24 protein-coding genes are annotated in these 26734 nt (G+C 48.3%); 9 read left to right on the top strand and 15 right to left on the bottom strand.

All coding sequences use genetic code 11. The annotated features are described in order from the left end of the window. The first annotated feature begins 108 nt into the window (after positions 1–108). The gene (locus tag P6910_RS17325; protein WP_317142526.1) at positions 109–1269 is read left to right on the top strand and encodes a glycosyltransferase family 87 protein; all 1161 of its coding nucleotides are present in this window, start codon (positions 109–111) and stop codon (positions 1267–1269) included. A gap of 55 nt (positions 1270–1324) precedes the next feature. Here the strand turns inward: P6910_RS17325 and P6910_RS17330 are convergent, their stop codons facing one another. The 11 genes from P6910_RS17330 to P6910_RS17380 all read right to left on the bottom strand — a co-directional run bounded on the left by P6910_RS17330 (position 1325) and on the right by P6910_RS17380 (position 15280). After that, a complete protein-coding gene (locus P6910_RS17330) occupies positions 1325–2284 on the bottom strand; it encodes an ABC transporter permease (RefSeq protein ID WP_317142527.1) in 960 nt (319 codons plus the stop codon). Then, on the bottom strand, positions 2281–3261 hold the full coding sequence (locus P6910_RS17335) for an ABC transporter permease (protein ID WP_317142528.1): 981 nt from the start codon (positions 3259–3261) through the stop codon (positions 2281–2283). The genes P6910_RS17330 and P6910_RS17335 overlap by 4 nt, the downstream gene beginning before the upstream one ends. A 128-nt stretch (positions 3262–3389) precedes the next feature. Beyond that, on the bottom strand, positions 3390–4949 hold the full coding sequence (locus P6910_RS17340) for an ABC transporter substrate-binding protein (RefSeq protein WP_317142529.1): 1560 nt from the start codon (positions 4947–4949) through the stop codon (positions 3390–3392). A gap of 136 nt (positions 4950–5085) precedes the next feature. Next, the gene (locus tag P6910_RS17345; RefSeq protein ID WP_317142530.1) at positions 5086–6825 is read right to left on the bottom strand and encodes an ABC transporter ATP-binding protein; all 1740 of its coding nucleotides are present in this window, start codon (positions 6823–6825) and stop codon (positions 5086–5088) included. Positions 6826–7368: 543 nt separating this feature from the next. Then, positions 7369–7800 (bottom strand): L-alanine exporter AlaE, encoded by a 432-nt coding sequence (gene alaE / locus P6910_RS17350; RefSeq protein ID WP_317142531.1) that lies wholly within the window; start codon positions 7798–7800, stop codon positions 7369–7371. 420 nt (positions 7801–8220) lie between these two features. Then, positions 8221–8808 carry an RNA 2',3'-cyclic phosphodiesterase gene (gene thpR / locus P6910_RS17355; RefSeq protein ID WP_317142532.1) on the bottom strand — a complete coding sequence of 196 codons (588 nt, stop codon included), beginning with the start codon at positions 8806–8808 and terminating at the stop codon, positions 8221–8223. Positions 8809–8891: 83 nt separating this feature from the next. After that, positions 8892–10298 carry an o-succinylbenzoate--CoA ligase gene (gene menE / locus P6910_RS17360; RefSeq protein ID WP_317142533.1) on the bottom strand — a complete coding sequence of 469 codons (1407 nt, stop codon included), beginning with the start codon at positions 10296–10298 and terminating at the stop codon, positions 8892–8894. Beyond that, positions 10274–11308: an o-succinylbenzoate synthase gene (menC, locus tag P6910_RS17365; RefSeq protein WP_317142534.1), complete on the bottom strand. Its 1035-nt coding sequence runs from the start codon at positions 11306–11308 to the stop codon at positions 10274–10276. Before menC ends, menE begins: the two co-directional genes overlap by 25 nt. A gap of 12 nt (positions 11309–11320) precedes the next feature. Beyond that, entirely contained in the window at positions 11321–12148 is an 828-nt protein-coding gene (gene menH, locus P6910_RS17370; protein WP_317142535.1) for a 2-succinyl-6-hydroxy-2,4-cyclohexadiene-1-carboxylate synthase, read from the bottom strand. Next, on the bottom strand, positions 12145–13887 hold the full coding sequence (menD, locus tag P6910_RS17375) for a 2-succinyl-5-enolpyruvyl-6-hydroxy-3-cyclohexene-1-carboxylic-acid synthase (protein WP_317142536.1): 1743 nt from the start codon (positions 13885–13887) through the stop codon (positions 12145–12147). Before menD ends, menH begins: the two co-directional genes overlap by 4 nt. After that, positions 13862–15280, bottom strand: coding sequence for an isochorismate synthase (locus P6910_RS17380; protein WP_317142537.1), 1419 nt, complete (start codon positions 15278–15280; stop codon positions 13862–13864). Before P6910_RS17380 ends, menD begins: the two co-directional genes overlap by 26 nt. Before the next feature lie 37 nt (positions 15281–15317). On the opposite strand from P6910_RS17380, the gene P6910_RS17385 reads away from it, so the two are divergent. Together P6910_RS17385 and P6910_RS17390 are read left to right on the top strand one after the other, a co-directional pair. Continuing rightward, a complete protein-coding gene (locus P6910_RS17385) occupies positions 15318–15647 on the top strand; it encodes a hypothetical protein (RefSeq protein WP_317142538.1) in 330 nt (109 codons plus the stop codon). A 159-nt stretch (positions 15648–15806) separates the two neighbouring features. Next, positions 15807–16139: a hypothetical protein gene (locus P6910_RS17390; RefSeq protein WP_317142539.1), complete on the top strand. Its 333-nt coding sequence runs from the start codon at positions 15807–15809 to the stop codon at positions 16137–16139. 129 nt (positions 16140–16268) lie between these two features. Here P6910_RS17390 and P6910_RS17395 read toward each other — a convergent pair whose 3' ends face one another. Continuing rightward, positions 16269–16496: a hypothetical protein gene (locus P6910_RS17395; RefSeq protein ID WP_317142540.1), complete on the bottom strand. Its 228-nt coding sequence runs from the start codon at positions 16494–16496 to the stop codon at positions 16269–16271. A 93-nt stretch (positions 16497–16589) separates the two neighbouring features. Continuing rightward, positions 16590–18119, bottom strand: coding sequence for a sodium/proline symporter PutP (putP, locus tag P6910_RS17400; protein WP_317142541.1), 1530 nt, complete (start codon positions 18117–18119; stop codon positions 16590–16592). 279 nt (positions 18120–18398) lie between these two features. Between putP and hutI the strand changes: the two genes are divergently transcribed. Beyond that, complete coding sequence (hutI, locus tag P6910_RS17405; protein ID WP_317142542.1) at positions 18399–19640, top strand: imidazolonepropionase; 1242 nt, start codon at positions 18399–18401, stop codon at positions 19638–19640. Between the two features lie 1451 nt (positions 19641–21091). On the opposite strand, the gene P6910_RS17410 is transcribed toward hutI, so the two are convergent. Beyond that, positions 21092–21322 (bottom strand): hypothetical protein, encoded by a 231-nt coding sequence (locus tag P6910_RS17410; protein WP_317142543.1) that lies wholly within the window; start codon positions 21320–21322, stop codon positions 21092–21094. Between the two features lie 8 nt (positions 21323–21330). Beyond that, positions 21331–21453 (bottom strand): hypothetical protein, encoded by a 123-nt coding sequence (locus tag P6910_RS17415; RefSeq protein ID WP_317142544.1) that lies wholly within the window; start codon positions 21451–21453, stop codon positions 21331–21333. A 794-nt stretch (positions 21454–22247) separates the two neighbouring features. Between P6910_RS17415 and P6910_RS17420 the strand changes: the two genes are divergently transcribed. The 5 genes from P6910_RS17420 to rfbC are packed head-to-tail and all read left to right on the top strand — an operon-like array spanning position 22248 to position 26728. Beyond that, positions 22248–23321: a glycosyltransferase gene (locus P6910_RS17420; RefSeq protein WP_317142545.1), complete on the top strand. Its 1074-nt coding sequence runs from the start codon at positions 22248–22250 to the stop codon at positions 23319–23321. Positions 23322–23324: 3 nt separating this feature from the next. After that, entirely contained in the window at positions 23325–24392 is a 1068-nt protein-coding gene (gene rfbB / locus P6910_RS17425) for a dTDP-glucose 4,6-dehydratase (protein WP_317142546.1), read from the top strand. Further along, positions 24368–25288, top strand: coding sequence for a dTDP-4-dehydrorhamnose reductase (gene rfbD, locus P6910_RS17430; RefSeq protein ID WP_317142547.1), 921 nt, complete (start codon positions 24368–24370; stop codon positions 25286–25288). The genes rfbB and rfbD overlap by 25 nt, the downstream gene beginning before the upstream one ends. Then, a complete protein-coding gene (rfbA, locus tag P6910_RS17435; RefSeq protein WP_317142548.1) occupies positions 25285–26175 on the top strand; it encodes a glucose-1-phosphate thymidylyltransferase RfbA in 891 nt (296 codons plus the stop codon). Before rfbD ends, rfbA begins: the two co-directional genes overlap by 4 nt. Further along, positions 26162–26728: a dTDP-4-dehydrorhamnose 3,5-epimerase gene (gene rfbC, locus P6910_RS17440; RefSeq protein WP_317142549.1), complete on the top strand. Its 567-nt coding sequence runs from the start codon at positions 26162–26164 to the stop codon at positions 26726–26728. The genes rfbA and rfbC overlap by 14 nt, the downstream gene beginning before the upstream one ends. Positions 26729–26734 lie beyond the last annotated feature (6 nt).

Here is a 26734-nt window from a genome sequence, read left to right on the forward strand (position 1 = left end):
GGACATTCTCATCGTATGTTGTAGTCAGCCTTGTAAAAAAAAAGATGACTTTCGACCAGTTTGGGGGTTATCCATTTTTGGTCGTAACTCAAAAAAGAACGAGCACTGATGAAGGACATTGCCCTCCCTAAAAATCATCCTGCCGCCCTTTTCGGAATGTTTCTATGGGGGCTGGCCGTGATTCTGATCTTTGCCAAAGTAGCGCTGGAACCGGGTCAGCACACAGTGCTGGACAGCTACCTGCTGGGCGCTGACCGATGGATCGATCGGGTAAAGCTCTATTCGGGACCGGGAGGATTCATCTATACACCTACTTTTGCCGTACTGTTTGTACCTGTCACCAAACTGCCTGTTTTTCTGGCTGACTTGCTCTGGCGTCTATTTATCATGGGTCTTTATGCCTGGGCCAGCCTGAGACTGCTGAGACACTTTCAGGAATACTCGCAGGAGACACTCTTTAACCGATTTGGATTATTCAGTCTGATCGCCATTCCCATTGCTTTCTCAGGCTTTCGAAATGGCCAGGTGAATGTGATCCTTATTGCGGCCATGATGCTGGTGATCAGCCAGATCATAGAGAAGCGCTGGAATTCGGCGGCCCTGGTTCTGGCTCTGATCATGAGTCTGAAACCCACCTTTATTGTCTTTTTCCTGCTGGTGACCACCTTGTTCAGACCTTTCTGGCTAAGAGTACCACTGATGCTGCTGGCATTTCTTGCACTGCCTCTGATATTCGGCGGGCTCGATTACGGACTTGAACAGTACAACAACTTTCTAGAGATGGCCGAGTCCGCAGTTGACCATGGAGTAACAACACCTAACTGGGCCAGTTTCTTTAACATTCCCATGCAGCTTTTCAACTACTCAGTGCCCGAAGCCCTGCAGAACATAATAAAAATTATTCTGGCTGCCATCACCTGGGCCGTTTGTTTTTATGCCATTGTCCGACATGGCACCAGAAATGGCCTGATTTATTTATTGAGTTTTGCAGCCTGCTATCACGTTATGTTCAACCCCAGAAGCGTCAATACCGATTATATTATTCTTGGTTCTGTTCTGGCCTTCTGGTTCACTGCTGCCGCCTTTCAATGGAGAGATAAAGCACTGACATGGACAACCGGCTTAATCGCCCTGGGTGTGCTATTTGCTTTTGATATTTCAAGAACGTTGGTCACAGATACCACCAGCTGGTTCAACCCATTAATGGCTGCCGTTTTCGCTGGCGTTCTGATCTGGCAATTGAGCAGAAAAAGGGTGTTTGCCCCCTGAGTCCAAAAAAGAAAAAGGCCGCTAAACGGCCTTTTTCTTGGAGAAAACTTGATGCCTAGCCTTTATAAAGTTTGGGATTAAGCACGTCCCTCAGCCAGTCACCCAACAGGTTAATCACCAGAACCAGAGTAACCAGGATCACACCGGGGATCACCGTAATCCACCAGCTGCCAGAGAAAATATACTCAAAGCCGCTGGAGATCAGTGAGCCCAATGAAGGCTCCGACACTGGCATCCCCAGTCCCAGGAATGAGAGGGCGGCTTCACTGATAATGGCGTTGGCAATCTGAACGGTTGAAATCACCAGAATAGGAGACAGGCAGTTTGGCAGAATATGACGGAACATAATGCGTCCGGGGCCAAAGCCCATGACTCTGGCAGCCTCGACATACTCCTTCTTTTTCTCAGCCAGAACCGACGCACGTATCGTCCGTGCGTACTGTGGCCATTCGGCAATACCAATCACCAGAATCAACATCCACATCGCCAGCTTGCTGTATAACTCGGACCCAAAGGACGCCTGGAAAACAGCCAACACGACAATGGCCACCATCATGGTTGAGAAGGACAACTGAATATCCGCCATCCGCATCAGGAAGTTGTCAACTCGCCCCCCGACATAGCCGGCTGTCAAGCCAATCACAATGCCCAGCAACGCCTGCAGTATGACTGCAAAGAAACCGATGGTAATGGATATTCTGGCACCATATAGAATGGTACTCAGCATATCCCGCCCCTGGGAGTCTGTCCCCAGAAGGAATCGCTCATCGCCCTCTTCACTCCAGGACGGCGCTATCTCGGAATCCATAATATCAATGGTCGAGAGATCATAGGGGTTGGTCGGAGCGACAACCGGTGCCAGCAGGGCCGCGGCGACCATGACAGTCAATATAAAAGCAGCCACCATGGCCAGACGATCATTGACAAAACTGTACCAGATATTGGACTGACGAATCTTCTGCCAGATAGAAGGCACCTCTTGTGCTTCTGCTTCATTCATGGGCAACTCACTCATTGGCTGCCTCCCGCCAGTTTTACAGTTGGGTTAATAAGGCCATAGATCAGATCGACCAGGGTATTCACCACCACAAAGATGCCACCAACAACAATCAGATAAGCAACAATCAAGGGTGTATCGACACGGTTTACCGCTTCCAGGAACATAAAGCCCATGCCAGGCCACTGGAAGACGGTCTCCGTCAGAATTGTATAGGCGACCATGGTTCCAATCTGAACCCCCCCTACCGTGATAACAGGCAACATGGTGTTCTTCAGAGCGTGCAGGAAGTAAACACGCGCTTTCTGCAGACCTTTCGCTTTCGCAAACTTCACATACTCACTGTGCAGGGTTTCCACCATCTCGGAACGAATCAAACGAATAAACAGCGGTAGCATGATACTGGCCAGAGAAATAGACGGCAGAATGAGATGTAGCCAGCCACTTTTAGATAGGAAACCGGTTTCCCAACTGCCAAAGACGTGTGTCAAATCACCCCGCCCGTAGGAAGGCAGCCACCCCAGCTCAATGGAAAACAGATAAATACTGAATATAGCGGTCAGGAAAACAGGGACAGAAATACCCAGAATACTGACTCCGAGAATTAATTTGGACAAAAGACTGTTCGGACGAATAGCACTGTAAACACCTGCTGGAATGGAGATCAAAATAATCAACAGGGTGGCACTGAAAACCAGCTCAAGCGTCGCTGGTAACTTATCCATAATGACTTCCAGGGCGGGCTCTTTAAAGAAGTAAGAGGTTCCCAGATCTCCCTGGACGGCTTTGGACATAAAGCGTCCATATTGCACCAGGAATGGATCGTTCAGACCCAGCTCATCACGCAACACCTCTCTTTCAGCTTCTGATACGGACTGGCCCACCATCTCCCTGAGAGGATCACCCAGACTATCCTGGATGGAGAAACTGATCAGGCTGATGACAAACATCACCACCAGACCCTGTATCAGTCTCCTGAATAAAAATAACAACATAAAAAATCCTGCAGCGTTTTATACTTGCGAAAATGCCGCTCTACTCAGATGACGACACAGATTGACCAGAGAAAATTATCGATCAGAAAAAATAAAAAAAGGGCCAGCATAAACCGGCCCTATGGTGATTACTTCTCGCTAACGACCAGGTCAGCCAGGTATGGGAAGTTCATGATGTTAACCACTTCTTCAGCTTTCACACCTTTACGGGCACCCCAGGCCAGATTCTCCCAGTGCAGAGGAACGTAAGCCGCTTCCTGATACAGCTCCTTCTCAACTTCCTGCAGAAGTTTGGCGCGCTTGTCCAGGTTTGTTTCAGTTCCTGCCGCTTTAACCAGCTTATCGATGGACTCGTTGCAGTAGTTACCACTGTTGTACTGACCCCAGCCTGTAGTGTCATCCTTGCAGGCAGTCGTATATTCAGTCATGTTGGCGGAATCTTGGGTATCAGAGTGCCAGCCGATCATCATGATGTCAGCAGCACGCTCATCAAATTCTGGCCAGTACTGTGCCTTGGGCATGGTTTTCAGGTCAACCTTGATGTTAATGCGCTCCAACATGCTGGCCACGGTCTGGGCAATCTTGGCATCGTTGATGTAACGGTTATTTGGCGCCATCATGGTGACAGAGAAGCCATCTTCATAGCCTGCTTCTTTCATCAGCTGTTTGGCTTTCTTCAGGTCATAACGTGGTGCCAGGTCATCAACATAGCCAACGTAACCTTCAGGCCCCTGCTGACCGGCAGCCTCGCCAAAGCCCTTCATAATCTTTTTAACAATGCCTTCGTTGTTGACAGCATAAACGATGGCCTGACGAACTCGCTTATCCTTGAATGCTTCAACACGATCCTGGTTCAGCTGGAAAGAGATCAGACGGGAACCGGTCAGAGTGATCAATTCAGCATCGTCAGAACGCTTGATACGTTCATGATCATTGGGTGGTACCGGATAGATAAAGTCCACACCACCGGACAGCAGAGCAGCAACACGTGTCGCATTTTCCTTGATTGGCGTCAGTGTGATGTTGTCCACGTTACCCGGAGACTGCTTGTCCCAGTAGCCATCAAAACGATCGTATTCGAGCTTCACGCCCTGCTGACGCTCACTGACGACATAAGGTCCGGTACCGGAAATGTGACGGGAAGCGAAGCTATCACCGTGCTTGACAATCAGCCCCTTGTCACGGCCTTTCTCATCTTTACCGCTATAGAACTGGCTGTCCATCGGGAAGATGTAGGTGGCAGAGTTAAGAACCAGTGGGTAAGGCTTCTTGGTGACCAGATCAAAGGTGTAGTCGTCGATCACTTTCAGCTCAGCGAAAGGCGCGAAGATGGCTTTGTAGTCCGCACTGTTGACCATCCGATCGTAGGTCCACTTGACGTCCTTGGCTGTCAATGAGTTGCCAGAATGGAACTTAACACCCTTTCTGAGGGTAAAGCGCATGGTCAGGTCATCAATACGCTCCCACTTCTCAGCCAGACGAGGCTCAAAGCTCAGGTCCTGATTCCAGCGAATCAGTGGATCAAAGGACATATGCGCCATCTGCAGGGTACCGCCCGACAGCTGCTCATAAGGGTCCAGAGATACAGGGTCAGCGTCGTAAGCAATCTTCAACGAAGAGGCCTGTACGCTCATTGCCAATGTAGAAGCCAGAGCAACTCCAGCCAGTGACTTGATCATTTTTTTCATTATTTTACCCTCTGGGCAGGTCAACAAACGTTTTTATACTTTTGTAAGAAACAACTTTTTCTGGAACAAAAAATAAAACTGATTCTGCGCTCATGGCAAAGAACAGGGGCTTTAACGCCTTCTGGCCGATCAGCCATCACACCAGTGCAACGGGTGCCTGTTTTACTACCTCCAGACCCTGATGGGAGAGATGATCCATTTTCGGCATCAAATCAATCAGGTTCCGGGTATATTCGTGCTCGGGCGATTTGAACAGCTTTTCGGTCTCATCCACTTCCACCAGGGTTCCATGCTTCATAACCCCAACCCGGTCGCACATCTGACGGATCACCGTCAGATCGTGACTGATGAACAGCATGGTCAGACCCAGCTCTTCCTGCAGATCTTTCAGCAAATTGAGAATCTGCGCCTGAACCGATACATCCAGAGCAGATGTGGGTTCATCACAAATCAGGAAGCGGGGACGGGTCGCCAATGCTCTGGCAATGGAAATACGCTGGCGCTGACCACCGGAAAACTCATGAGGAAACTTGATTCCGGCTTTACTGCCCAGGCCAACATGATCCAGCAGGTCAGCAGTGATCTGTCGAATCTGCTGTTCAGACTGAGCCAGGCCATGAAAGCGAATGGGCTCGGCAATAATATCGTTAACATTCATACGGGCATTCAGACTGGAATAGGGATTCTGGAATACCATCTGAATCTGTCGTCTTAAAGGCTTACGGGCCTTTTCGTTCAGCCGGGTAATATCATTACCTGCGAAAAAGACCTGCCCGGAGTCAGGTTGATAAAGACCCGCAATCACACGAGCAATGGTTGACTTACCCGAGCCCGATTCACCCACAAGACCAAAGGTTTCACCGTCACGCACTTTGAATGAAACATTATTGGACGCAATCACGTAACGACGGTTCTTTTTCAAGAAAGCAGACTGGGTTTCAAATTTGAGCATGACATTTTCAACGCTCAGAAGATTCTCATCTTCAATAGAGCCAAAGGATTCACGCTGACCCAGCCAGTGATTCTTGACATCAATGCTGCGGCTTTCAACTTTCTCAATGTATTCAACCCGTGGAAAACGGTGCAGTTTAACATCGGTTCTTGGCACAGCACTGATCAGACTCTGTGTGTAGGGGTGTTCAGGATTTTGCAGAATCTTGTCAGGTTCACCAATCTCTACCAGTTCTCCCATATACATCACGGCAACGCGGTCTGTAACGTTTGCAATGACACCCATATCATGGGTTACCAATACACATCCGACTTCCCGCTCTTTACAGAGTTCACGAATCAAATCAAGAATCTGGTTTTGAATGGAAACATCCAGGGCAGTAGTGGGTTCATCAGCAATAATCAATTCGGGCTCGCCGGCCAAAGCAATTGCAATCACTACCCGCTGACGCATACCGCCGGAGAATTGATGGGGATATTGTTTGATTCTGATTTCCGGCTCGGGAATACCCACGGCTTTCAGCAAATCAATTGCTTTGATGAATGCTTCAGCCGGATTTAATCCGAGATTTTCGGTGATGGTTTCGACTAACTGGGTTTCAATTGTCAGAAGCGGGTTTAAAGAAGTCATTGGATCCTGAAAAATAAATCCAATTCGTTTGCCACGCACTTTACGAATGGCTTCACCAGAAAGACCTGAAATGATTTCACCATTCAACCTGACTTCACCACCCGCGACGCGACCGGGAGCACTGAGCAAATCAATAATGGCATTACCAACCGTGGATTTACCAGCTCCTGACTCTCCCACAAGGCCCAGAATCTCACCTTTGGCAACTGTAAAAGACATCCCCTTTACTGCCACTGCAACACCGTGACGTGAAGGAAATTCAATACGCAGGTCATTGACCTCCAATAAGGACATTCTCCCCCCTCAAATTCAACATGAAAACACAGTCGCTTGTTGATACCCACTCCGATAAACGAAAAACTTTTAAAAGCTATTGTCCGGTTAATCGTTTATCAGCGGATTCTTTTATTGATGACTGCTTTTTTCATCTAATTCTTATTCGTGCTTTGCCAATCCTGTCGCTCTTGAATACAACGGACTTATGACCACAGAAACAAGAAAGATCCAATCAAAGCTTCGGGACCTGAAAGGTGCACATTCGCCTTTTGGCAAACACTCTGTTTATACAATCGCGCAACGACCAAGGCGGAAATTGTGCGAATCCGGGATCCACCGGACGACGCTGAAATTGTATAATAAAGAGGCAACCGAGACTGTCCAACTCCGCTATTAGCGGAGTTAAAACAGGCAAACCCATACAACACATTCGGGTAAACTGGAGGGAACTATAACCAGATAGTTAGAAAATAGGAAGCCTCATTAATTAATGACAGCTATTTTTGGGGTGTAATTTCGGGCATTACTTATATAGATAGGTACTAATATAAGAAAGTACTATTAAGCGGTTCTCATACCACCTGATACAAACCTGTTACGGCAAATCTGCATGTAAACACCATAGGGACGAGCCATCAGCATTAAAGCACCAATCTGACCCAGGCAGGCAGTAATAATCTGTTCCAATGTTGCACCTGTAGCAGCAACTAGCCCGATATAAACCGGAATCTGGAAAGAGACAAACGCCACTATATCGAGAATAGTATCTCCAACTTTTCTTGATTTGAAGATGTGGCTAAAGCTCATTATCCAGTCGCGATAGATACCATAAGGACGGGCAACCAGCATATTAACCGGAATACTCATCAAACGAGACTGCAGGGATTGTTCAATAGTCAACCCGGCTACCAGAATCTCAACCAGCAATCCAACAACCAATCCAAAACTGATCAGAGCAAATGTATCTGCCAGTGTTTCGCGTTTAATTGACATATCACTCCCCCTGAATGCAGACAATAGAAAACCTCTGACGTAAGTCACATCAGAAAAATTCTGAAAAAAAATTAATAGGTTGTCAGATACAGGCCGCCTGGTTTCGAGCGATTGAGACACCTGTTTGACGCGGCATAATTTATACCTGACAAGAACAATTTACAACAGTGAATAACTTTGTTTTAAACGATAAAAACAATATATAATTTGGTTAATTGAATATTTAACAGAATATAAGCCCAATCAAGACTACCAGAGCAAAAAGTCTTACTGACATAAAATTAACTTCTTAATCGACTTTCAAATTTCTGGTGAGTTTTTGATCAGGGAATACAGCCAGATTGGAGCAGATAGCAAAAAACCCTGCCTTTCAACAAAAGTACAGGGCTTTTATTTCCTTTGAACTTGCGGAGTTTAGTGTCAGGCTGACTTAGCCAGGGGCAACAGAGGGAACACTTTCATTACCGAGTATTGAGTACCTTCAGCCGTTGTTTCGCTCTTCATCAATACCACTTCATTAACCGTCATGCGGTAACTGGGCATATTGAAGAAATGGCTGTGAGTCACATGATGGTGCTGCTTGAAACGAGCCAGTGTGACATGGGGTCGGAAGTTGCGCATTTCACGACGCATTCCGTGCATAAGAGCGCCTTCTTCGCAAATTCGGGACAGCGTGTTCAACTGCTGGCCTGAATGTATATTCAAGGCCAATGCCCGGGGTCTGTGTGCGTCAGGCAAAAATTCAAAACACCCGGTCATACAGTCGAATCCGTGCACATTTGCCAGGGAATCTTCGATGTAGCTGGAAAACTGCTCAAGACTCTGTTCGTCACACTCACCCAGAAAGCGCAGTGTTATGTGTTGCTGCTGCGGCACCATCCAGCGGAGCTTGTGCTGAAGCACATCACCGGCCCGGTGCCGAGCTTTCTTGTGCAGTGTCGCTGCAAGCTCCAGCGGAATCCTGACAGCGATGAATGCACGGATGTTTTTTTGATCTTTTGTTTTCATCAGACACTTCAATTATCACCGCTCTTTGCCCGCATTATGCCTTGGTCCGGGTCAGATAGCGACGATAATCAGTTAAAATAAGATTAAGGATTTGCTAGCCTGTCAGCTAATGCTTTCAGGGTTTGACGATTGGGCTTGAGACCGGTGGGTATCTGCTCAGCCGGGAGCAAGCGAATCATATCAGGAATCTTGAATCGGCTAATGATGCCTGCAAGCTTTTGTTTTGTAAACACCTCATTCAGAGAGCCCGATTCGGTTTGCACAAACGCAAAAGGCCTTTGCCCATAATCATCATCCCTTACAGATACCACAACCGCCATAATGATGTCGTCAATGCTCAGTAAAGCCTTTTCAATTTCCTCCGGATGAATGTTCTCCCCGCCAGAAATCAGCATATTATCTATACGACCAATAACCATTATTTGATCGCCAGAATACTGTCCAAGGTCGCCAGTGTGATACCAACCTTGCTCATCGACGATCGGAATAATGCTGCCGCCGTCAAAATAGCCTGCAGATAAGGTTTTGCCTCTGACCAGAATCTCTCCGGAAGCGACGATTTTCAGCTCCCGAAAGGGTAGTGGCTCACCTGAAGTTACCCCGGAGTTGGCAAATTCCGGGGTTCCGGTACAAACCTGGGCACTCATCTCTGTCATGCCATAAGTGGTTAGAATATTAATACCTTTCTTCTGAACTTGAGATACCAGTTCAGGAGACGCAAACCCTCCGCCCAAAAGAATGTATTTCAGCTCACTGTTATCCAGCCAATCGGCTCCTCTTACCAACAATCTGCGCAACTGAGTATTGACCAGGGATACATGGGTGATTCTGTATTCCGACAGCAATCGCTGTAATGACATTTTTTGCGTATCTATCACTATCTCGGCACCTGCGAGCAGGCAACGAACCACAATGCCAAAGCCGCCAACATGGAACAGTGGCAGAGACAACAGCCAGCCGTCATGCTCTGTCAGAGGCGTACAGGATTGAGAACCTTTCGCACTGTAAACATGATTGGAGAAAGTATGACTGACAGCCTTGGGCACACCGGTAGTGCCTGACGTCGGAATCAGATCAAACATAACGTCTGGCTCGATGACCAAACGGCAATCCGCCACTTCAGGCTGGTCAGGGAAGGCGGGGCATTCCAGGCCAGTTATTGTTCCAAACCCTTCATGAAGGGTCCACTGGGCTCCGATCTTCTGGCAATACTGTATCTTCTGCACGTCAGGCATTTGCGGATTGACTGGGCAATAGACCCACCGGCTTCTCAGGCAGGCTATGATCAGTATGACCGCATCCCATGCACAGGTTATCGGTACCAGAATCCGATCACCTCTCCTGACACCCTGGCTATAAAATGCATCACGGAGTGTTTCTACCCTTGCGTCCAACTCAGCCCGGGATACAGGCTGACCATTTACTCTGGCAACGACCCTTTGAGGATCTTTGAGTGTCCACTCTCTCAGAGGGCAGAACGATAACTCCATACATTCTCCATGGCATTGAGTAAATCTAAAGGCATTCGCCGACCGTACTCAGGCAACCGGCAAAATCCGGGGTTCTGAAAAGCAGAGAGCGTATCAAGGCCAGGACTTTCCATCGGGTCACACTGCAGACTGAGTTGCTCGATTAGACTCAGCCCCAAAGCACTTTCAAAGGATGAGCTGAAAACGACTCTGACCTTATTTTCCCTGGCCCAGTCAGCCAGGGTCAAACATCTGGAAACACCACCCACCAGGGTTGGTTTTAATACAACAGCCCTGAGCCCGTCTTCAGCTCTGAATCTATTCATTTCCAGCGGAGTCGTGCCAGGCGCAAACTCCTGCAATGTTTCGTCCAGCGCGTAACCGACGCCGGTTGTTCGGAATAATTGCGGAAATTCTGCATAATACTGTGTAGGTTCTTCGATATAGCTCACTCTGCAGGCAGGCACCTGCCCGGCAAACTCTAGAGCTTCATCGAAAGACCAGCGTTGATTGGCATCCAACCTCAGTTTTACATCGTCAGGAATCCGATCAAGAATTTGATTAACCGCGTCAACATCCTGCCCAATGTTGTTGCGCCCGACCTTTAATTTGAACTCATCGGGCCAGTTCTCAGACCAGTCATCCAAACGTTTGAGTGTTAATGCATCAGCTCCCATAAGCAAGGGTGATTCAGAGACTCTCTCTTGACTCCAATGCTCTTTGCCGAGACTGAACTGAATGCTCTCGATTGCAAATGCAACCGACGGATATAGAAGACTCTGATCGATCACCCCATGGGAACAATAGTATTCTGCCGCATCTTTCAACTGCCCCTGAGCTTCAAAGACAGTTTCCCGGCTAAAACCTGGCAGTGGAGAAGCTTCGCCGTAATGCACCCGCCCAATCCGATCGACCATCTCAAGAATGAGGCCTTCACGGATTGTCAGTGTCATCGTTTTTAACGAAAGCGGCTTGCTCAGTGGTTGTCGGTACCGATATACGTTGCAGGACTGAAAGAGAGCATGTGTCATAGTGAGCTCAGGTCACAAAAGTAGCTGCCTTATAATCGCAGCCATAGCTTCTGGCCGCTCCCGGTGGATGTTATGGCCTGCTTCTTTGATCTTATGAACACTATTAACACACCCCATCTCAAGTAGACGGTGTGCGATGTCCTGAAATTTCAGGTCACGTTCGCCACAAAAATAATGTGACGCTTCTGAAGAGCGATTGAGAACCCCGCAGAACTCTGGCTGCCGGGACAGACTGAACGCTTCAAGTGCCCATGCCAGAGATTCCCCATTTGCGTCGGCTTTGTCGGGAGATAAGCCCTCAATTTGATGACTTGAAGAACGATGCTGCATCAGTCGCTCCCGCTCACGACTGTTCAGATCCGCAAAGACTGGCTGGTGATACCAGCGCTGCAGAACTTCATTGAGTGGATCATTGCGAAACTGTTCCGCCCAGTCCTGATCATTCTTCCAGCGAGCCTGACGCTCAGAGTTGTCTTCCAAACCGGGATGGGACGACTCCACCAGCAGCCGGTCAATAGACTCTTCTGCCAGAGCAAGGTGGCTCATTGCCAGTCGTCCGCCCAGTGAATAGCCCAACACACTGTAATGATCGAGCCCCAATTGACAAAGCGTTCCCCGAAGCAGTTCGCTGAACGCTTCAAAAGCATTATCCTGGCTGACTTTGACATCACGACTTTTGCCATGCCCGGGTAAATCAACGGCCACCAGATACAGATCACTTTCCAGGTATCCGGCCAAATCCTCCCAGTCCCCGGAGTCTCCCAAAAAACCATGCAATAAAACCAGCGGCACACCTTCACGGATACCCCAGGTTCGATAAGCAAGGTTGGTTGCGTTCATGACAACATCTCCAGCTGGCTCAACGCCTGCTTTATCTGCTCAGCAGCCTGACCGGGTCGAGTCATCACCTCAATGACGGATGCGCCCGGCTTCTGGCTCACCTGCTTCAGCAAAGCGGCCAGCGTCTCTCGACTGTCCGGCTGATGGTAGGGCAATCCAAACATTTCTGCGGCCTGACGGGCAATCAAGCCATGAGGGCTGACAAAATATTTCTGCGCAGCTTCGGGTCGATCCTCAACCGGCAACAGGTTAAAAATACCACCGCCATCATTGTTAATGACCAACAGAGCAAAGGGGGAATTTAACTGCCTCAGTAATTGCAGGGAATTTAAATCGTGGAGAAATGATAGATCACCAACGACAGCCACCATAAATTTCTTTTCACCCACAGCACAACCTGCTGCCGTTGCCACCAATCCATCAATACCGCTGGCGCCACGGTTTGCATATACCTGCCCGGCCGGGGCAAGGGAGAACATATCCAATAGTCGAACGGGCAAACTGTTTCCAACAAAAAGGCAGCTGTCGTCAGGCAATAGTTTGGTCAGATACGTCCCCAGCCAACGTTCAGTCAATGAGCCCGGGGTCGAATCCAGCCTGGCCACCAGAGTATGAACCGATTGAGATAACTGTTCGATCTGACCTTTCCATAATGGATCAGAGCCCTGGGCATCGGAAAGTTCAGCCAACATACGACAGTAGTCTGCAACAGGCCCGACCAGTCGATAAGTCTGACAGTGACCGGTATCCATTCGGCGAAATGCCTGGCCAACCATCCAGTAATGCTGCCACTCGCCGGAAGAAATAAACTTATCCAGTCTCTTTGAAACCAAATGAGCACCCACCTGAAGAATACGATCAGCCTGACTCAAAAGTGCTTTTCCAGCTTTGCTGGCCAAAAGCAGATCAGGATGGGGAATAGCCGACGGATGGCCATAAAGCTGAGATTGAAGATCGGCCAGAAGAGGCCAGCCCAATGCCTGGGCCAATCCTGCAAGCGCTTCGGCAGACTCTTGCTCATTAATACGACCCGCTATGATCAAGCCTTTACCCGTCGTAAAATCTGACCAACCAACAGGACATTTGTTCAGTGATATATTCATCTCAGTGTCGTAGACAGTGTGAGGCGTTCTGGCTGAGCACCAGAATGACAGTCGACTCAGATAACCTGAAAAATCATGGGCCCTGCCTTCAGGGTACAAAGGCTCCCGAAACATGCAGTTGATATGCATGGGAAGCCCCTGCTGGCAGGATCGGGCAAAGGCCTGATCAATACTGGTCAGTAACCAGCTGGGGGGAATATTCTCATCAGGTGTTGGCAGCTTTAGGGCAGCTCCGGGATAACCGGCATAAATATCCTGCTGCTCAATGGCCTGATTGGCACCGCAGTCAATAAGCTCAAGAGGTCGATCAGCCGTAACTATAACCAGAGGAACACCAGACTGCCTGGCTTCTATGATGGCAGGGTAGAGGTTTGCAACCGCTGTCCCGGAAGTCGTGATCACTGCAACCGGTTTACGAGTACTTTTAGCCAGTCCCAGGGCAAAGAAGCCCAGACCGCGTTCGTCAAAATGGACATGCTTTTCAAACTGACTGTATTCGGCTGCCACCAGCGTCAGTGGGGCAGAACGGGAGCCTGGTGCAATACATACCTGCTCTACACCCAACCGGCTCAGCTCTTCCAGAATCAGTGCTGACCAGAGAAAATTCAGGCTAGGATGTCTGGTGGGAAAGGTCATAAGATCTTCCAGTTCGGTTAGATGCATCCATCACAGGGGCTTCAGGATCCAGCAATGACAGAAGGGTTCCGATCTTGTTATTCAGCTCCTGCCACTCGTCCTGAGCATCTGAGCCATTGACTATCCCCGCACCTGAAAACGCCCTGAGCTGTCTCTCTTCCAGCAGAGCACTGCGAATCGATACCGTGAACTCACTGCGCTTTTTACCCAACACACCGCAAGCTCCAGCGTAGAGCCCCCTGCTATAAACTTCACGTTCTTCAATGAAGTGCCTTGCCATCTCCCTGGGCTCACCACCCACGGCGGGCGTAGGATGCAAAAGAGATAGAAGCTGACTGTCACTGACTTCGTCTTTGAGCACGCCCCTTATTACTTGTCTTAGATGCTGAATCGTTTTTAGTTTGACCACAGAATGACTGCGGTCAAATTCCAGATCACAGCAGATGGATTCCAGCCGCCTGCGGATATCATCCAGCACGAGACGATTCTCATGAACGTTCTTTGAGTCATTAAGCAGACGCAACTCAAGTTTGAAATCTTCATGGCGACTACTGCCCCGCCGGGTCGTCCCTGCCAGGGCTTCAGTCTGAACAACGCGATCGACACGGCGAAACAAACGCTCCGGAGAGCAGCCAAAGAAGAGGGAGCCCTGATCGGATTCAAAAGCAAAAACGTAAGACCTCGGGTTAGCCAATTGCCAGTGATAGAGTAGCATCCAGGGGTTCAGCTGACCTTCCAGAAGACTCAATTGTGCCTCTCTGGAAAGCACCACTTTCTGCAAGGCTCCTGACTCGAAACCCTCAAGGGCATGCCCAATCAAAGACGTCCAGTGTGCCTGATCGGGTAGGAATTCCGGGGCTCCCAATAAATAATGACTGTCCACTTCTTCAAGTGTCCAGCTGACCTGCGCAAGATAGTCCAGGGCCTTCTCAAGACTGGTGCCCCATGACAGCTCATCATGACCCAGCAGATGACAGGCCAATGAACACCCTTTTCGGGTCTGAACCACTTCGATCACCGGGAAAAAGAATTCGCCATACCCAAACTCAGGCCAGATCATCTTCTGACTGTCCGAAAAAGACAGGTATCCGAGGCAACGTGTTGTTTTATCCAGCATTGCGTTCACCTGTTGAAAGCAAGTGTTCACCTCAGACTGGTCTTTGACTTTGAACCGCCAGGCTTTTCCAAGCCCCGCTGCCTTGTAGTCACTCTCGCGATCCTGCCAGTAGCTTTTTCCCGGTAGTGTCTGACCTGACAGCCAGTTAAATAAATTAATCATGGGAAGGGGCTGTTCTATCCGCACCAGAGTCTGCTCCGGTGCACCGGACAGTCGAAGCTGCCTCAGCCTCTCAGTCAGCTCTGCTACCTGACTTCGAACTTCTTCTATCAACACCCTACTCCCAAGCGCTAAGGCCAAATGCGGATGTTAATTGTACGTATCAGAATCAATCCCTTCAGGATGGTATTTACCGAAGTATCATGCTCTCGTCATTCCCGACTTCATTCTCGTCATTCCCGACTTCATTCTCGTCATTCCCGACTTCATTCTCGTCATTCCCGCGAAGGCGGGAATCCACACTGACTCACCACCAGAACCATCCTGCCCGGTGCCCCCCTGGCCTTGTCATCCCGGAGAAGGCGGAGTCCCACTGTTGGGGCTGGATTCCCGCTTTCGCGGGAATGACGACTTCCTTAACAACTCGTTCCCACGCTGGAGCATGGGAACCAGAGTTTTGCGACAGTCTCCTTCGCGGGAATGACGACCTCAGAGCATGGGAATGATCTGTTGGAGTTTTCGACACCCTCGCTCTGCGTCGGAATGCATACCTCCATCAAAAGCCCCAACAAAAGCATGACCAAAAGCCGAATGGAAATGGTATTATAGAACCTGATACAAATACTCTGGAACTGGATCGAGTATGGCAACCAATGGCGAATCTGCCAAAAGATGGCTGGAAGAAAATCAGGATAAGGTTTCTGTTGAACGTATACGACAAATCCGAGATAACATCTCAAACAAACTGCAGGAGCTCGATGAATCCGACGAGACCTATCCCGGTCTTCTGGAAGCTCTGGACGTAATGGATAACCACCTGCTTCAGCAAGAACAGGACTCACCTGCGCCAGAGAGTGAATCTGCCAGCCTGGACCTGGGCCCGCTGATTCCTCAATCCGACCTTCAAGCCCCTCAACTCAGTGCCCAAGAGAAAAAGTTGAAGTTTCAGCAGTTACTGAAAAACGGGAAAATTTAACGCCCTGACCTTCACAACCCCTGCCATCACGACTACTGAAGTCCAAAAAAACCTTATAAAAAACAGTGGCACCGCAGTGATCTCTTTTGGTGCCACGCTGAAAGCCCGGGCATCTGTTTAATCAAACTCTCAGTATGAAACTTTCAGCCGCTTGCACTCCGCTACGACCAGGTCATAACTCCAGACCAGGTCTTTGGGAGCGGGTTCTTCATGCTCAATCAATTTGTGACACATCTGCATGGGATTCAACCCTTTCTTCTTCAATCGCTCCAGGGTTTGTTTCAACTCGGCATCATGAGGATCAATCTCATCACTCTCCTGATGACGCTTTTTGACAGCCACTTGCAATTGCTTCATGGCATCCTCCCTCTGTGAACTCAGGATTTGTTAATGAAAAAAGACACCTCTTACTCTATACCCGATGGATCAATTCTGCGTACTGCAAAGCGATTATGACAACGAGGGCTCTTCATCATCAACACGGGAAACAGTACGAGTCCTGCTCTCCACTTTTTCAAAACGCTCTATCATATCCCTCGAGGGCTGACGTCCCAAAAAGCTGAATAAAATACAAGCCACCATAGAAATCACGAACCCTGGTATTATCTCATAAAGATCGAACAGACCACCGGTTAACGGTTTCCATATCAGCACGGTGACAGCACCAGTAACAATGCCCGCCATGGCTCCCAGCCCGGTCATTCTTTTCCAGTAAAGCGACAGAAGCAGGGCCGGACCGAAAGCCGCCCCTAAGCCAGCCCAAGCATAAGACACCATTGCAAGAACACTGCTGTCGGGATTCATCGCCAACCAGGTGGCGATCACCGCAATGCCTACAACCGCCAGTCGACCCACCAGCAAAACTTCCCGGGCATTCGCGCCAACTTTGAAAAGATCCCGATAAAAGTCTTCAGCAAAAGCCGTAGAACAAACCAGCAACTGAGAATCGGCAGTGCTCATAATAGCCGCCAGAATAGCGGCCAGTAAGATGCCAGCGATCACCGGATGAAAAAGCGTATTCACCATCAACATAAAAATGGCTTCCGGATCATCCAGCTGAATACCGGATCGCTGGGTATAAACAATACCCGCCAGACCCACCATTAAAGCGCCCAGCATACAGATGCCGGTCCAGCTCACAGCAATTCTTCTGGCTAAAGTCAGCTGATCTGAAGATTGCACCGCTTTAAATCTGGCCAGAATATGAGGTTGACCAAAATAACCCAGCCCCCAACCCAATAACGAGAAAATGGTAATGAGAGAAAGCGTCTGACCTTCACTGGTTGTAAAAAGGTTCAGAAGCTCCGGATTCAGCTCACCGATTTCCACAAACACCTGATCCACCCCGCCACTGACCTCAAGTGCTGCAACGGGCACAATCAGCAAAGCGGCTGCCATGAGCAAACCCTGAATCAGATCCGTCCAGCAAACCGCCAGAAAACCTCCAAACAGGGTGTAAGAGATCACCGACAACATTCCAATGACTACCGCCCACTCATAATCGATGCCAAAAACAGATTCAAAAAGCTTGCCCCCGGCCACCAGACCAGAGCTGGTGTAAAACAGGAAGAAAATAAGGATGAATGCTGCCGATATGGGTTGTAGTAACCCCTTATGATCTTCAAAACGACTGGCGAAATATTCTGGTAACGTCAGTGAGTCGTCGGCAACTACGCTGTATACTCTCAAGCGTCGGGCAACAATCAACCAGTTCAGCCAGGTCCCCCCCAACAGGCCTGCAGCCAACCAAAATGCTTCCAGACCTGCGGCAAAAGCATAGCCCGGCAATCCCAGCAGCAACCAGCCACTCATATCCGACGCCCCCGCGCTGAGGGCGGCAGACCATGGACCCAGCGAGCGGCCCCCAAGAAAATAATCTGCCGAACTGAGCGTTCTCTGCCAGGCGATGTAGCCGACCCCCAGCATCACGGTAAAATAAACCAGAAAGGTCAGGATTATCTGCAGGTTTCCTTCGGGCATAATTGATTCCATGATTGTTGTTGGTGCTTTTTTTTAATCAAGGTAGTTCATTTATGAATCTTCGGTAATACTCAGGCATTTTTTATAGTCAGATGGATTAATCGACTATTTTTCCCAACTCACCAACCTTAACCATCTACTTAACTCAGATTTCCTTTCGAATTAAGATTATCTGGCTATCCTTATCTCCCATATCCAGTCTTTATGAACTGCCGGCATCTTGATACTGGCTTCTGTCTGGAGCCAACTGTCTGAGTTCAACCCATGGCAATGCACCCCATGATCCAACTTAAAGACTGCGACCGAGTCTGGATTAACGTCAATCTGGCGACTTTTGATCCTGCCGTATCAGATCCTTATGGCTTGAAACACCATTGTGCCCTGGGTATTCACAATGGCAGAATCGCACGCATCGACCCCATGTCCGAGGTTACCGCTACGCGGCTGCCCTATGATGTGATCGATGGTCATAATGGCTGGCTGACCCCCGGCCTCATTGACTGCCATACTCACCTGATTTTCGGCGGCCATAGAGCCCAGGAATTTGAACTAAGACTGAAAGGCGTGCCCTATGAACAGATTGCCGCCCAGGGCGGTGGTATTCTTGCCACTGCCAGGGCCACCCGGGTGCGCTCCAAAGAGCAATTGATCAAATCGGCTCTACCCCGCATCAAGGCATTAACCACTGAAGGCGTTACACTGATCGAAATCAAATCAGGCTATGGCCTGAACTTGACGGATGAAATCAAGATGCTGGAAGTGGCCAAAGAGCTGCGCAATCGCCACTCCGTAAAAATTATCAATACCTTGCTGGTTGCCAATGCATTGCCTCCGGAGTATGCGGGCAGAACCGATGAATACGTTGACATGATCTGCCAACAACTCATCCCGGAATTAGCTGAAAAAAAACTCGCAGAAGCCGTGGATGTAAATTGTGAAAATGTTGCCTTCACCATGACCCACAAAGCCAGAATTTTTCAGGCAGCAATAGACCACGGTCTGCCGACAAAATGCCATGCCGAACAGTTCAAAGAAAATGGGGGAGCTTCTCTGGCAGCACAAATGAAGGCACTCTCCTGCGATCACCTGCAACATATCTCTGAGCAGGGAATTGTCGATATGGCCGAATCCGGATCCATTGCGGTGCTGCTTCCCGGATCTTATTACTTCATGCGTTCTCAGACTGTCCCCCCGGTTGAACTGCTAAGGCAATATCAAGTCCCGATCGCGCTTGCCACAGACACTAACCCCGGGACGTCACCCCTGGCCTCAATAAGAATGATGATGAATATGGGTTGTATCTTTTTTGAACTCACACCCGCAGAAGCTTTGGCAGGGGTCACTATTAATGCTGCTCGTGCCCTGGGGATTGCCGACCACTATGGCAGCCTTGAAGAGGATAAAGTGGCAGACTTTTGTCTGTGGGATATTGATCATCCTAATGAACTGGCTTATCAACTGGGGCACTGTCCTTTGCGGCAGCGGGTTGTTGATGGGGTGATTACTGATGTCAGGCAGTGATTGACTCAAACAGGTAGAGTTCCCACTCCCTTTCCATCACTTTTTAATCGCAAACAGGCCTGAACTTGTGTAAATGAGGCAGCTTGTGGAGAGAAGGCTAGATCTTTACGACAAGCCCTTCAACAAAACGGCTTTCTTTTCCCCGTGTGATGACTCCACCTCCCGGAGAGACAATTATGAGCTAACCTTCTGGACTGTGCCTCTTCTTACACTTTTTGGATGCTTGGAAAGTAAGATTCTTGAACGAAAAGGTAGCCTTCACCCAGGCCCCCCTTCGTAAAGTCAGGAAGAATTTATCCCGGTCTGGACCGATGTCGAGATTGCACCGGCTGTAATCACTTTCTGGATAAAGTGCTGTGGCTATTCGGTGCAATCCAGATCAAACTAATGCAAGAAAAGCTACTCGTAGACCTCAATGTCGCACGACACATGTCCGCTGTTAAAAAGCAAACCTGAATCAGGAATTGATGGAAATATCGCTGACCGAGACAGCGGGGAATTGTGCAATTATTACCTTTAAGCGCGATACAGTTGCTGTTGGCAAAATAGCAACTACTGGGGGTATACAGATAAAAGACAAAGTACCTGATTTAGCAAATTATAAAGGTCAACATGTAAAAAAATCGACACCTTACATGTAAATTTAAAAAGCTTTGCTAGACTATTTTCCAAGCCGGTTAGCGCAAGAGCATTGAGCTGACCGTTCTATATCATCGAGACTTATAGAGTTTGCGGTTTTTATAATCCTGCATGCATGGATATAAACTTTTCTGACTCTAGTCGCATATTTTGTCTGTTGCCAAAAAAAGACGTTTTTCTAAATTTTTGTGTTGTTTGTCGTATATTTTCTCCTTCTGTGGGGGGGGGTATCGGTTTTCGTAGCCAACGGATGATCAACTTAAAATTGGGAGAAAATTGGACGGGCGGTAGCCTTACCTTGAGGTTTTATGTTTGTCGGTCTACTTGTTCGTCCTGGGGAAAAACTATGTAAAGCCCACGAAGCCAGTGTGCTCAATGGCTATAGGAACATCCACTACAGAGCGACATACACATTCCGTGTCTTGCAAAAGCAGGCTGGGCAGCACAGGCTTAGAGCCTTCCGCTTGCGTGTTTGTGTTGTGCCCAGTTGGCTACATTTACCGTCGGTCTGTCTTAGCAGAGACTCACGGTGACGAAATCCAAGCACTGTTAACAAAAAATTAAGGCAGAGCGAACTGCCCAACCGCCCTTAGAAGAACCAGATGAACCCATACCTGAGTGACCCGTTAAGGCAGCGGCGAATCAAACAAAAGACCAATAAATAACCGAGGGGCAACCGTTTACTGCTGATGGAGGCTTCTGTGTAAGTCCGTCGATATAGGCTGGCTGTAGCCCGTGAAGTCAGAAGCCTCGCCTGACGGAGGGTGTCGCAAAACTCTGGTTCCCATGCTTCAGAGGGTGTTGCAAAACCATTAAGCAGCTCCATGAGCGCAGGTAACTCTAAAAAACTTTCCACCCCCATGCGACAGTTTTAAATTTTGGGTTTTAGCGATCATTAGCCATTGAGTGCGGATGATCGCTAACATTCCCCAAATCATTGTAAATAAACGCTGCAAAGCAAAGGCTACTACCCTGCTCAGGTTATAAGCCAGAAGGTGAAGGTTAAACTCCAGCTTCACTTCAGCGTGGGAACCCATACCCATCTCACGCTCTAGAGTCCGCTTTTCAGGCGTGTTATGCATCCCCACGCAGAGGGAGGGTGTCGCAAAACTCCAACAACTCGTTCCCATGCTCTGAGGTCGTCATTCCCGCGAAGGCGGGAATCCAGCGCCAACGGTGGATCTCTGCCTTCTCGGGGATGACAAGGCCAGGGGCGCGCCGGGCAGTATGGTTATGGTGGTGAGTCAGTGTGGATTCCCGCCTTCGCGGTAGTGACGAGAATGAAGCCGGGAATGACGGGAATCAACTCGTTCCCACGCTGGAGAGAGTTTTGCGACACCCTCAGAGGGCGGGGAAGTAATTTAAGACTTTGGTAACGAAAGGAAAAATATGGTGAATTTGAATACGGTATTCCTTCACATCATACAATTTCAAGGCGTTTGCTGCTACCAACCCAAAGCAATTCCAGAAGTGTTGTTGAGTAGATGCAAGCCCTCCACAAAGTAACTAATAATGTAATGGTGGTTGCACTACGATTGGTGGAGAAACAGCAACAGGGTCCTGCCGATAAAGGCAAGGATATAGGTGCAATTCACATCATGGTGACTTTGTTTGCGACTGCGATCGAATTGGTTTTGGCCAAACATATGCATAACGTTTGTGACAGTGGCTAACTTGATTTCGACAACATTCCAAGCCTCAGCAATCTGAAGATTGGTTTTATCTTCTGCAGTCAGGACTACGATTTTTTAAGCGTTGAGCTGTGCGGGTTGGATCCTTATCAGACGTCGATGGAATTTTTATCTATTTTTCTTACTGTGTGCCTAATTTAACTTTTGGAGCAATTCTCACAGTCAGTCATCATTATTTTCTTAGGATTTAATGATAATGACTGATTTGAAAATGTTAGGCACTAAGAATTTCAACGCACTACACTAGGTCTAGCGATAGCGACGGAGTGGAAAGGTTATGTTTTCAACAACTCCCCCTGCTACTCAGGTTTTGTGGCGCGATGCTAACGGTGACGATTACCATACTGCGCCGAAACAGTTTGACCAGCGTGGCGTTGCGAACGCTTCCGGGCACCAGCGCAGTGGAGCTGATCAGAGGGAAATTGGCGGCAGACAGCTTGCCGTAATTCTCGGTTACTACAACGGTGAGTCATACCTCTGGGAACAGCTACATTCGATCTTTAACCAAACTCACCCCCCTTCTCACATTTTCATTTCTGATGACGCTTCTGACACCGAACTGTGCTCGGAATTACTTGGGTATCATCGGCATTGTTCAGAGAAAGTCAGCATCTGGGTCAGGGCGGCAAATATCGGGTTCGCTAATAATTTCTTAAATGCTCTAAGCTACGTTGATGAGCCGTTCAGGTATTTTGCTTTTAGTGATCAGGATGATGTCTGGCACTCTGACAAACTTGAAAAGGCTCTAGATAGTCTGGAACAGCACCCCGAAGATAAACCAGCACTTTATTGTGCACGCACCCTTGTAACCGACGAAACCTGTAACGTTATCAAAGGTGTTTCGCCGTTATTTAGTAAACCACCGTCTTTTACTAATGCCCTTGTGCAGTCTATTGGCAGTGGCAATACGATGGTATTCAATAAGGCGGCGCGGGATCTTATCGTTGAATCATCATCAAACACAGAAGTCGTTTCCCACGACTGGTGGTGTTACCAGATCATTTCGGGTGCTGGTGGCATCGTTGTTTACGACCAGGAACCTTGCCTGAGATACCGTCAGCACGCAAATAACCTGATTGGCGCAAGCAAGGGCTGGAAAGCTCGATTCATTCGAATCCTAGGTTTGTTACAAGGAAGGTTCCGCAGCTGGAATGACATTAATCTTTCTGCGCTCGTTAAACACAGATCGCTACTCACACAGGAGAATCAAAATTATCTGGACAATATTATAATGGCCCGCCGCTCAAATTTTATTAAACGTTTCTTCTTGTTTTGTCGCTCAGGCATTTACCGTCAGACGCTGTTCGGCAACCTCGGCCTGCTCTTGGGTGTCATTATTAACAAGGTCTAAGCTATGACGATACTGGTAACGGGGAGTGCTGGCTTTATTGGTGCCAATTTTGTCATTGATTGGCTTTCGGAAATGGATGAAACCGTCATCAGTCTTGATAAGCTGACCTACGCCGGCAATCTTAATAACCTCTCTGAAGTTGAAGAAGATGAACGCCACATTTTTGTGAATGGCGATATTGGCGACAGCATTCTGATCGATAGGTTACTGCTCATCTACAAACCTCGGGCGGTGGTCAATTTTGCGGCGGAGTCTCACGTGGATAGGTCCATTCACGAGCCAGAAGCGTTCCTGCAAACCAACGTTATCGGTACTTTCAGACTGCTGGAATCCTCGCGGCGGTACTACGGCGAACTTAACGAAAAAGATAAACGTAACTTTCGCTTTCTACATGTCTCAACTGATGAAGTGTATGGTTCATTAGACGCAGACTCCCCTGCATCCGCGGAGACGGAAAGTTTCCAACCAAATAACCCATACAGTGCCAGCAAAGCCTCTTCCGATCATTTGGTACGTGCTTACTATCACACCTACGATTTACCAGCACTGACAACCAACTGTTCTAATAACTACGGCCCCTATCAATTTCCCGAAAAATTGATACCGCTGGTTATACACAATGCCATGGCACATAAGCCGTTACCAATCTACGGCGATGGATTGCAAATCCGTGACTGGCTCTATGTAGGCGACCACTGCGAGGCTATCCGGATGGTATTGGATGAAGGCAGCTGTGGCGAGGTCTACAATATTGGCGGCCTAAATGAAAAAGCCAATATTGAAGTAGTTCGCTTGCTTTGTGACATCCTCAACGAACTGCATCCTGTTAGCAGGAACGCGTCTATCACCAGCTATCATGACTTAATTACCTTCGTGGAAGATCGCCCAGGTCATGACAGGCGCTACGCTATTGATGCAAGCAAGATCGTAGCTGAACTCGGTTGGCATCCTGCCAAGTCCTTTACGACGAGCATTCAAAAAACCGTTGAGTGGTACCTGAATAACCAAGAATGGGTTGAACAAGTTATCAACGGTGACTATCACCAATGGATCGAGAGGCAGTACGCATGAAAATATTACTTCTTGGTGCCAATGGTCAATTGGGACTTGAATTGAGCCGCACCTTGCCTGCCTTGGGAGAAGTCATGGCGTGTAGTCACGTCGAATTGGACATCACCGACCAGTATTCAGTGATAGAGGTCATTCACAACTTCAAGCCTCAGGTAATCGTTAATGCCGCTGCCTATACTGCTGTCGATCAGGCAGAAAGTGAGCGCAATATAGCCTTCAAGGTTAATGCGGAGGCTACGGGCATTCTGGCGAAGGAAGCGGCCAAGCATGATATCTGGCTGATCCATTATTCAACAGATTATGTTTTTGATGGCTGTAAACCCCGGCCCTATACGGAAGCGGATTCGCCAGGGCCGATTAATATCTATGGCGAATCAAAACTAGCAGGCGAACAGATCATTGCTGGCAGTGGCTGTCATCATCTTATATTTCGCACCACCTGGGTGATCGGGAAGGATGGCAATAACTTTGCCAAAACCGTTCTTCGCCTGGCCACCGAGAAAGACTCTTTAAGTATCATTAATGATCAGTTTGGCGTGCCAACCTCACCAGCATTAATCGCCCGGGTAACCATGAGTGCAATCGAAGCGATAGCCACTACTAGGCATTGGCCGGTGGGGTTATACCACCTTGCTCCCCATGGTGAGACAACATGGTATGGCATAGCTAAAACACTGCTCCAGTTTGCAGAAGATGCACAGCCCTCGCTTTCTGCAGGTGAAAGCAGCCTGCAGCCTATTAAAACCGCCGATTACCCCACACCCGCAAAGCGACCTGTCAATTCACGGCTGGATACCAGCAAGCTAGAGAAGCAGCTACCGTTCAATTTACCGCATTGGCGGTATGATTTTTTTGTAGCCGCAGAAGACATCATTAAGAGCTATAAAAGAGCATGAAGCGCAAAGGCATTATTCTTGCTGGTGGCAATGGCACACGGCTGTACCCAGCCACGCAAGTGGTGTCTAAACAGTTACTACCGGTGTTTGATAAGCCCATGGTGTACTACCCGCTATCAACGCTGATGCTCGCAGATATACGAGAAATGCTTATTATTTCAACACCCCAGGATACGCCTCGTTTCAGGGAGCTTTTAGGTGATGGCAGCCAATGGGGAATAAATATTGAGTATGCCCTACAGCCATCACCTGATGGTATAGCCCAGGCAATGATTATTGGTGAGGCATTTCTTGATGGCGCACCATCGGTATTGATTCTGGGCGATAACATTTTCTATGGTCATTCATTGCATGAAAAGCTAGCATCGGCCAATCAGCGCCAGGGTGGCGCGACCGTTTTTGCATACCATGTCAACGACCCTGAGCGGTACGGTGTTGCCGAATTTGATAAGGCCGGAAAGGTTATAAGCTTGGAAGAAAAGCCAAAAAAACCTAAATCAAACTATGCAGTTACCGGTTTGTATTTTTACGACGAGAATGCACCCGACTATGCCAAACAAATCAGGCCGTCTGATCGTGGTGAGCTGGAAATTACCGACCTGAATAATATCTACCTTGAGAAAGATCAGCTTTCGTTGGAACGCATGAGCCGTGGTTTTGCATGGCTGGATGCTGGTACCCATGAAAGTCTGGTTGAAGCTCACCAATTTGTACAAACCATTGAGCATCGCCAGGAACTAAAGATAGCTTGCCCTGAAGAGATCGCTTTTCGTCACAAATGGATAGATCAGGTGCAATTAGTGACACTTGCCCAACCTATGCTGAACAATGGTTACGGTAAATATTTGATACAGGTCATTCAGGAGGTTGGCGATGAAAGTAACTGATACTCCATTGCCAGAGGTTAAGGTCGTTGAACCATTGGTATTAGAGGATGAGCGCGGCTTCTTCTTCGAAAGTTTCAATCAAAAACGTTTTGAAGAAGCGATCGGGTACAGCGTAACTTTTGTGCAAGATAACCACTCAAAATCAACTAAAGGTGTATTGCGAGGACTCCATTACCAATTGCCACCAAAGGCACAAGGCAAACTAGTTCGTGTAGTTCAGGGTGAAGTATTTGATGTTGCAGTGGATATACGCAAATCATCACCCAGATTTGGGCAATGGGTTGGTGAGATATTATCTGAAGACAATAAAAAGCAGCTTTGGATACCAGAAGGTTTTGCACATGGTTTTCTGACGCTCAGCGAGACGGCAGCATTTCTTTACAAAACAACCGAATACTATACCCCTCAGTTTGAGCAATGCATTCTCTGGAGCGATCCAGTAGTGAAGATCGAATGGCCCGTTGTACCCTATGAATTCCCGATTGCGCTTGGTCAAACGCTGTCTGACAAAGACAAACAAGGGGTGAGTTTAAAATTCGCTAAGACATTTTGATATTCA

The sequence above is a fragment of the Endozoicomonas sp. 8E genome (genome assembly GCF_032883915.1).
GTDB lineage: Bacteria > Pseudomonadota > Gammaproteobacteria > Pseudomonadales > Endozoicomonadaceae > Endozoicomonas_A.

Excerpts from the sequence above, each read along its gene's own strand:
- P6910_RS17325 (WP_317142526.1), top strand. The coding sequence starts at position 109 with ATGAAGGACATTGCCCTCCCTAAAAATCATCCTGCCGCCCTTTTCGGA.
- P6910_RS17330 (WP_317142527.1), bottom strand. The coding sequence starts at position 2,284 with ATGAGTGAGTTGCCCATGAATGAAGCAGAAGCACAAGAGGTGCCTTCT.
- P6910_RS17335 (WP_317142528.1), bottom strand. The coding sequence starts at position 3,261 with ATGTTGTTATTTTTATTCAGGAGACTGATACAGGGTCTGGTGGTGATG.
- P6910_RS17340 (WP_317142529.1), bottom strand. The coding sequence starts at position 4,949 with ATGAAAAAAATGATCAAGTCACTGGCTGGAGTTGCTCTGGCTTCTACA.
- P6910_RS17345 (WP_317142530.1), bottom strand. The coding sequence starts at position 6,825 with ATGTCCTTATTGGAGGTCAATGACCTGCGTATTGAATTTCCTTCACGT.
- alaE (WP_317142531.1), bottom strand. The coding sequence starts at position 7,800 with ATGTCAATTAAACGCGAAACACTGGCAGATACATTTGCTCTGATCAGT.
- thpR (WP_317142532.1), bottom strand. The coding sequence starts at position 8,808 with ATGAAAACAAAAGATCAAAAAAACATCCGTGCATTCATCGCTGTCAGG.
- menE (WP_317142533.1), bottom strand. The coding sequence starts at position 10,298 with ATGGAGTTATCGTTCTGCCCTCTGAGAGAGTGGACACTCAAAGATCCT.
- menC (WP_317142534.1), bottom strand. The coding sequence starts at position 11,308 with ATGACACATGCTCTCTTTCAGTCCTGCAACGTATATCGGTACCGACAA.
- menH (WP_317142535.1), bottom strand. The coding sequence starts at position 12,148 with ATGAACGCAACCAACCTTGCTTATCGAACCTGGGGTATCCGTGAAGGT.
- menD (WP_317142536.1), bottom strand. The coding sequence starts at position 13,887 with ATGACCTTTCCCACCAGACATCCTAGCCTGAATTTTCTCTGGTCAGCA.
- P6910_RS17390 (WP_317142539.1), top strand. The coding sequence starts at position 15,807 with ATGGCAACCAATGGCGAATCTGCCAAAAGATGGCTGGAAGAAAATCAG.
- P6910_RS17395 (WP_317142540.1), bottom strand. The coding sequence starts at position 16,496 with ATGAAGCAATTGCAAGTGGCTGTCAAAAAGCGTCATCAGGAGAGTGAT.
- putP (WP_317142541.1), bottom strand. The coding sequence starts at position 18,119 with ATGCCCGAAGGAAACCTGCAGATAATCCTGACCTTTCTGGTTTATTTT.
- hutI (WP_317142542.1), top strand. The coding sequence starts at position 18,399 with ATGATCCAACTTAAAGACTGCGACCGAGTCTGGATTAACGTCAATCTG.
- P6910_RS17410 (WP_317142543.1), bottom strand. The coding sequence starts at position 21,322 with ATGGGTATGGGTTCCCACGCTGAAGTGAAGCTGGAGTTTAACCTTCAC.
- P6910_RS17420 (WP_317142545.1), top strand. The coding sequence starts at position 22,248 with ATGTTTTCAACAACTCCCCCTGCTACTCAGGTTTTGTGGCGCGATGCT.
- rfbB (WP_317142546.1), top strand. The coding sequence starts at position 23,325 with ATGACGATACTGGTAACGGGGAGTGCTGGCTTTATTGGTGCCAATTTT.
- rfbD (WP_317142547.1), top strand. The coding sequence starts at position 24,368 with ATGGATCGAGAGGCAGTACGCATGAAAATATTACTTCTTGGTGCCAAT.
- rfbA (WP_317142548.1), top strand. The coding sequence starts at position 25,285 with ATGAAGCGCAAAGGCATTATTCTTGCTGGTGGCAATGGCACACGGCTG.
- rfbC (WP_317142549.1), top strand. The coding sequence starts at position 26,162 with ATGAAAGTAACTGATACTCCATTGCCAGAGGTTAAGGTCGTTGAACCA.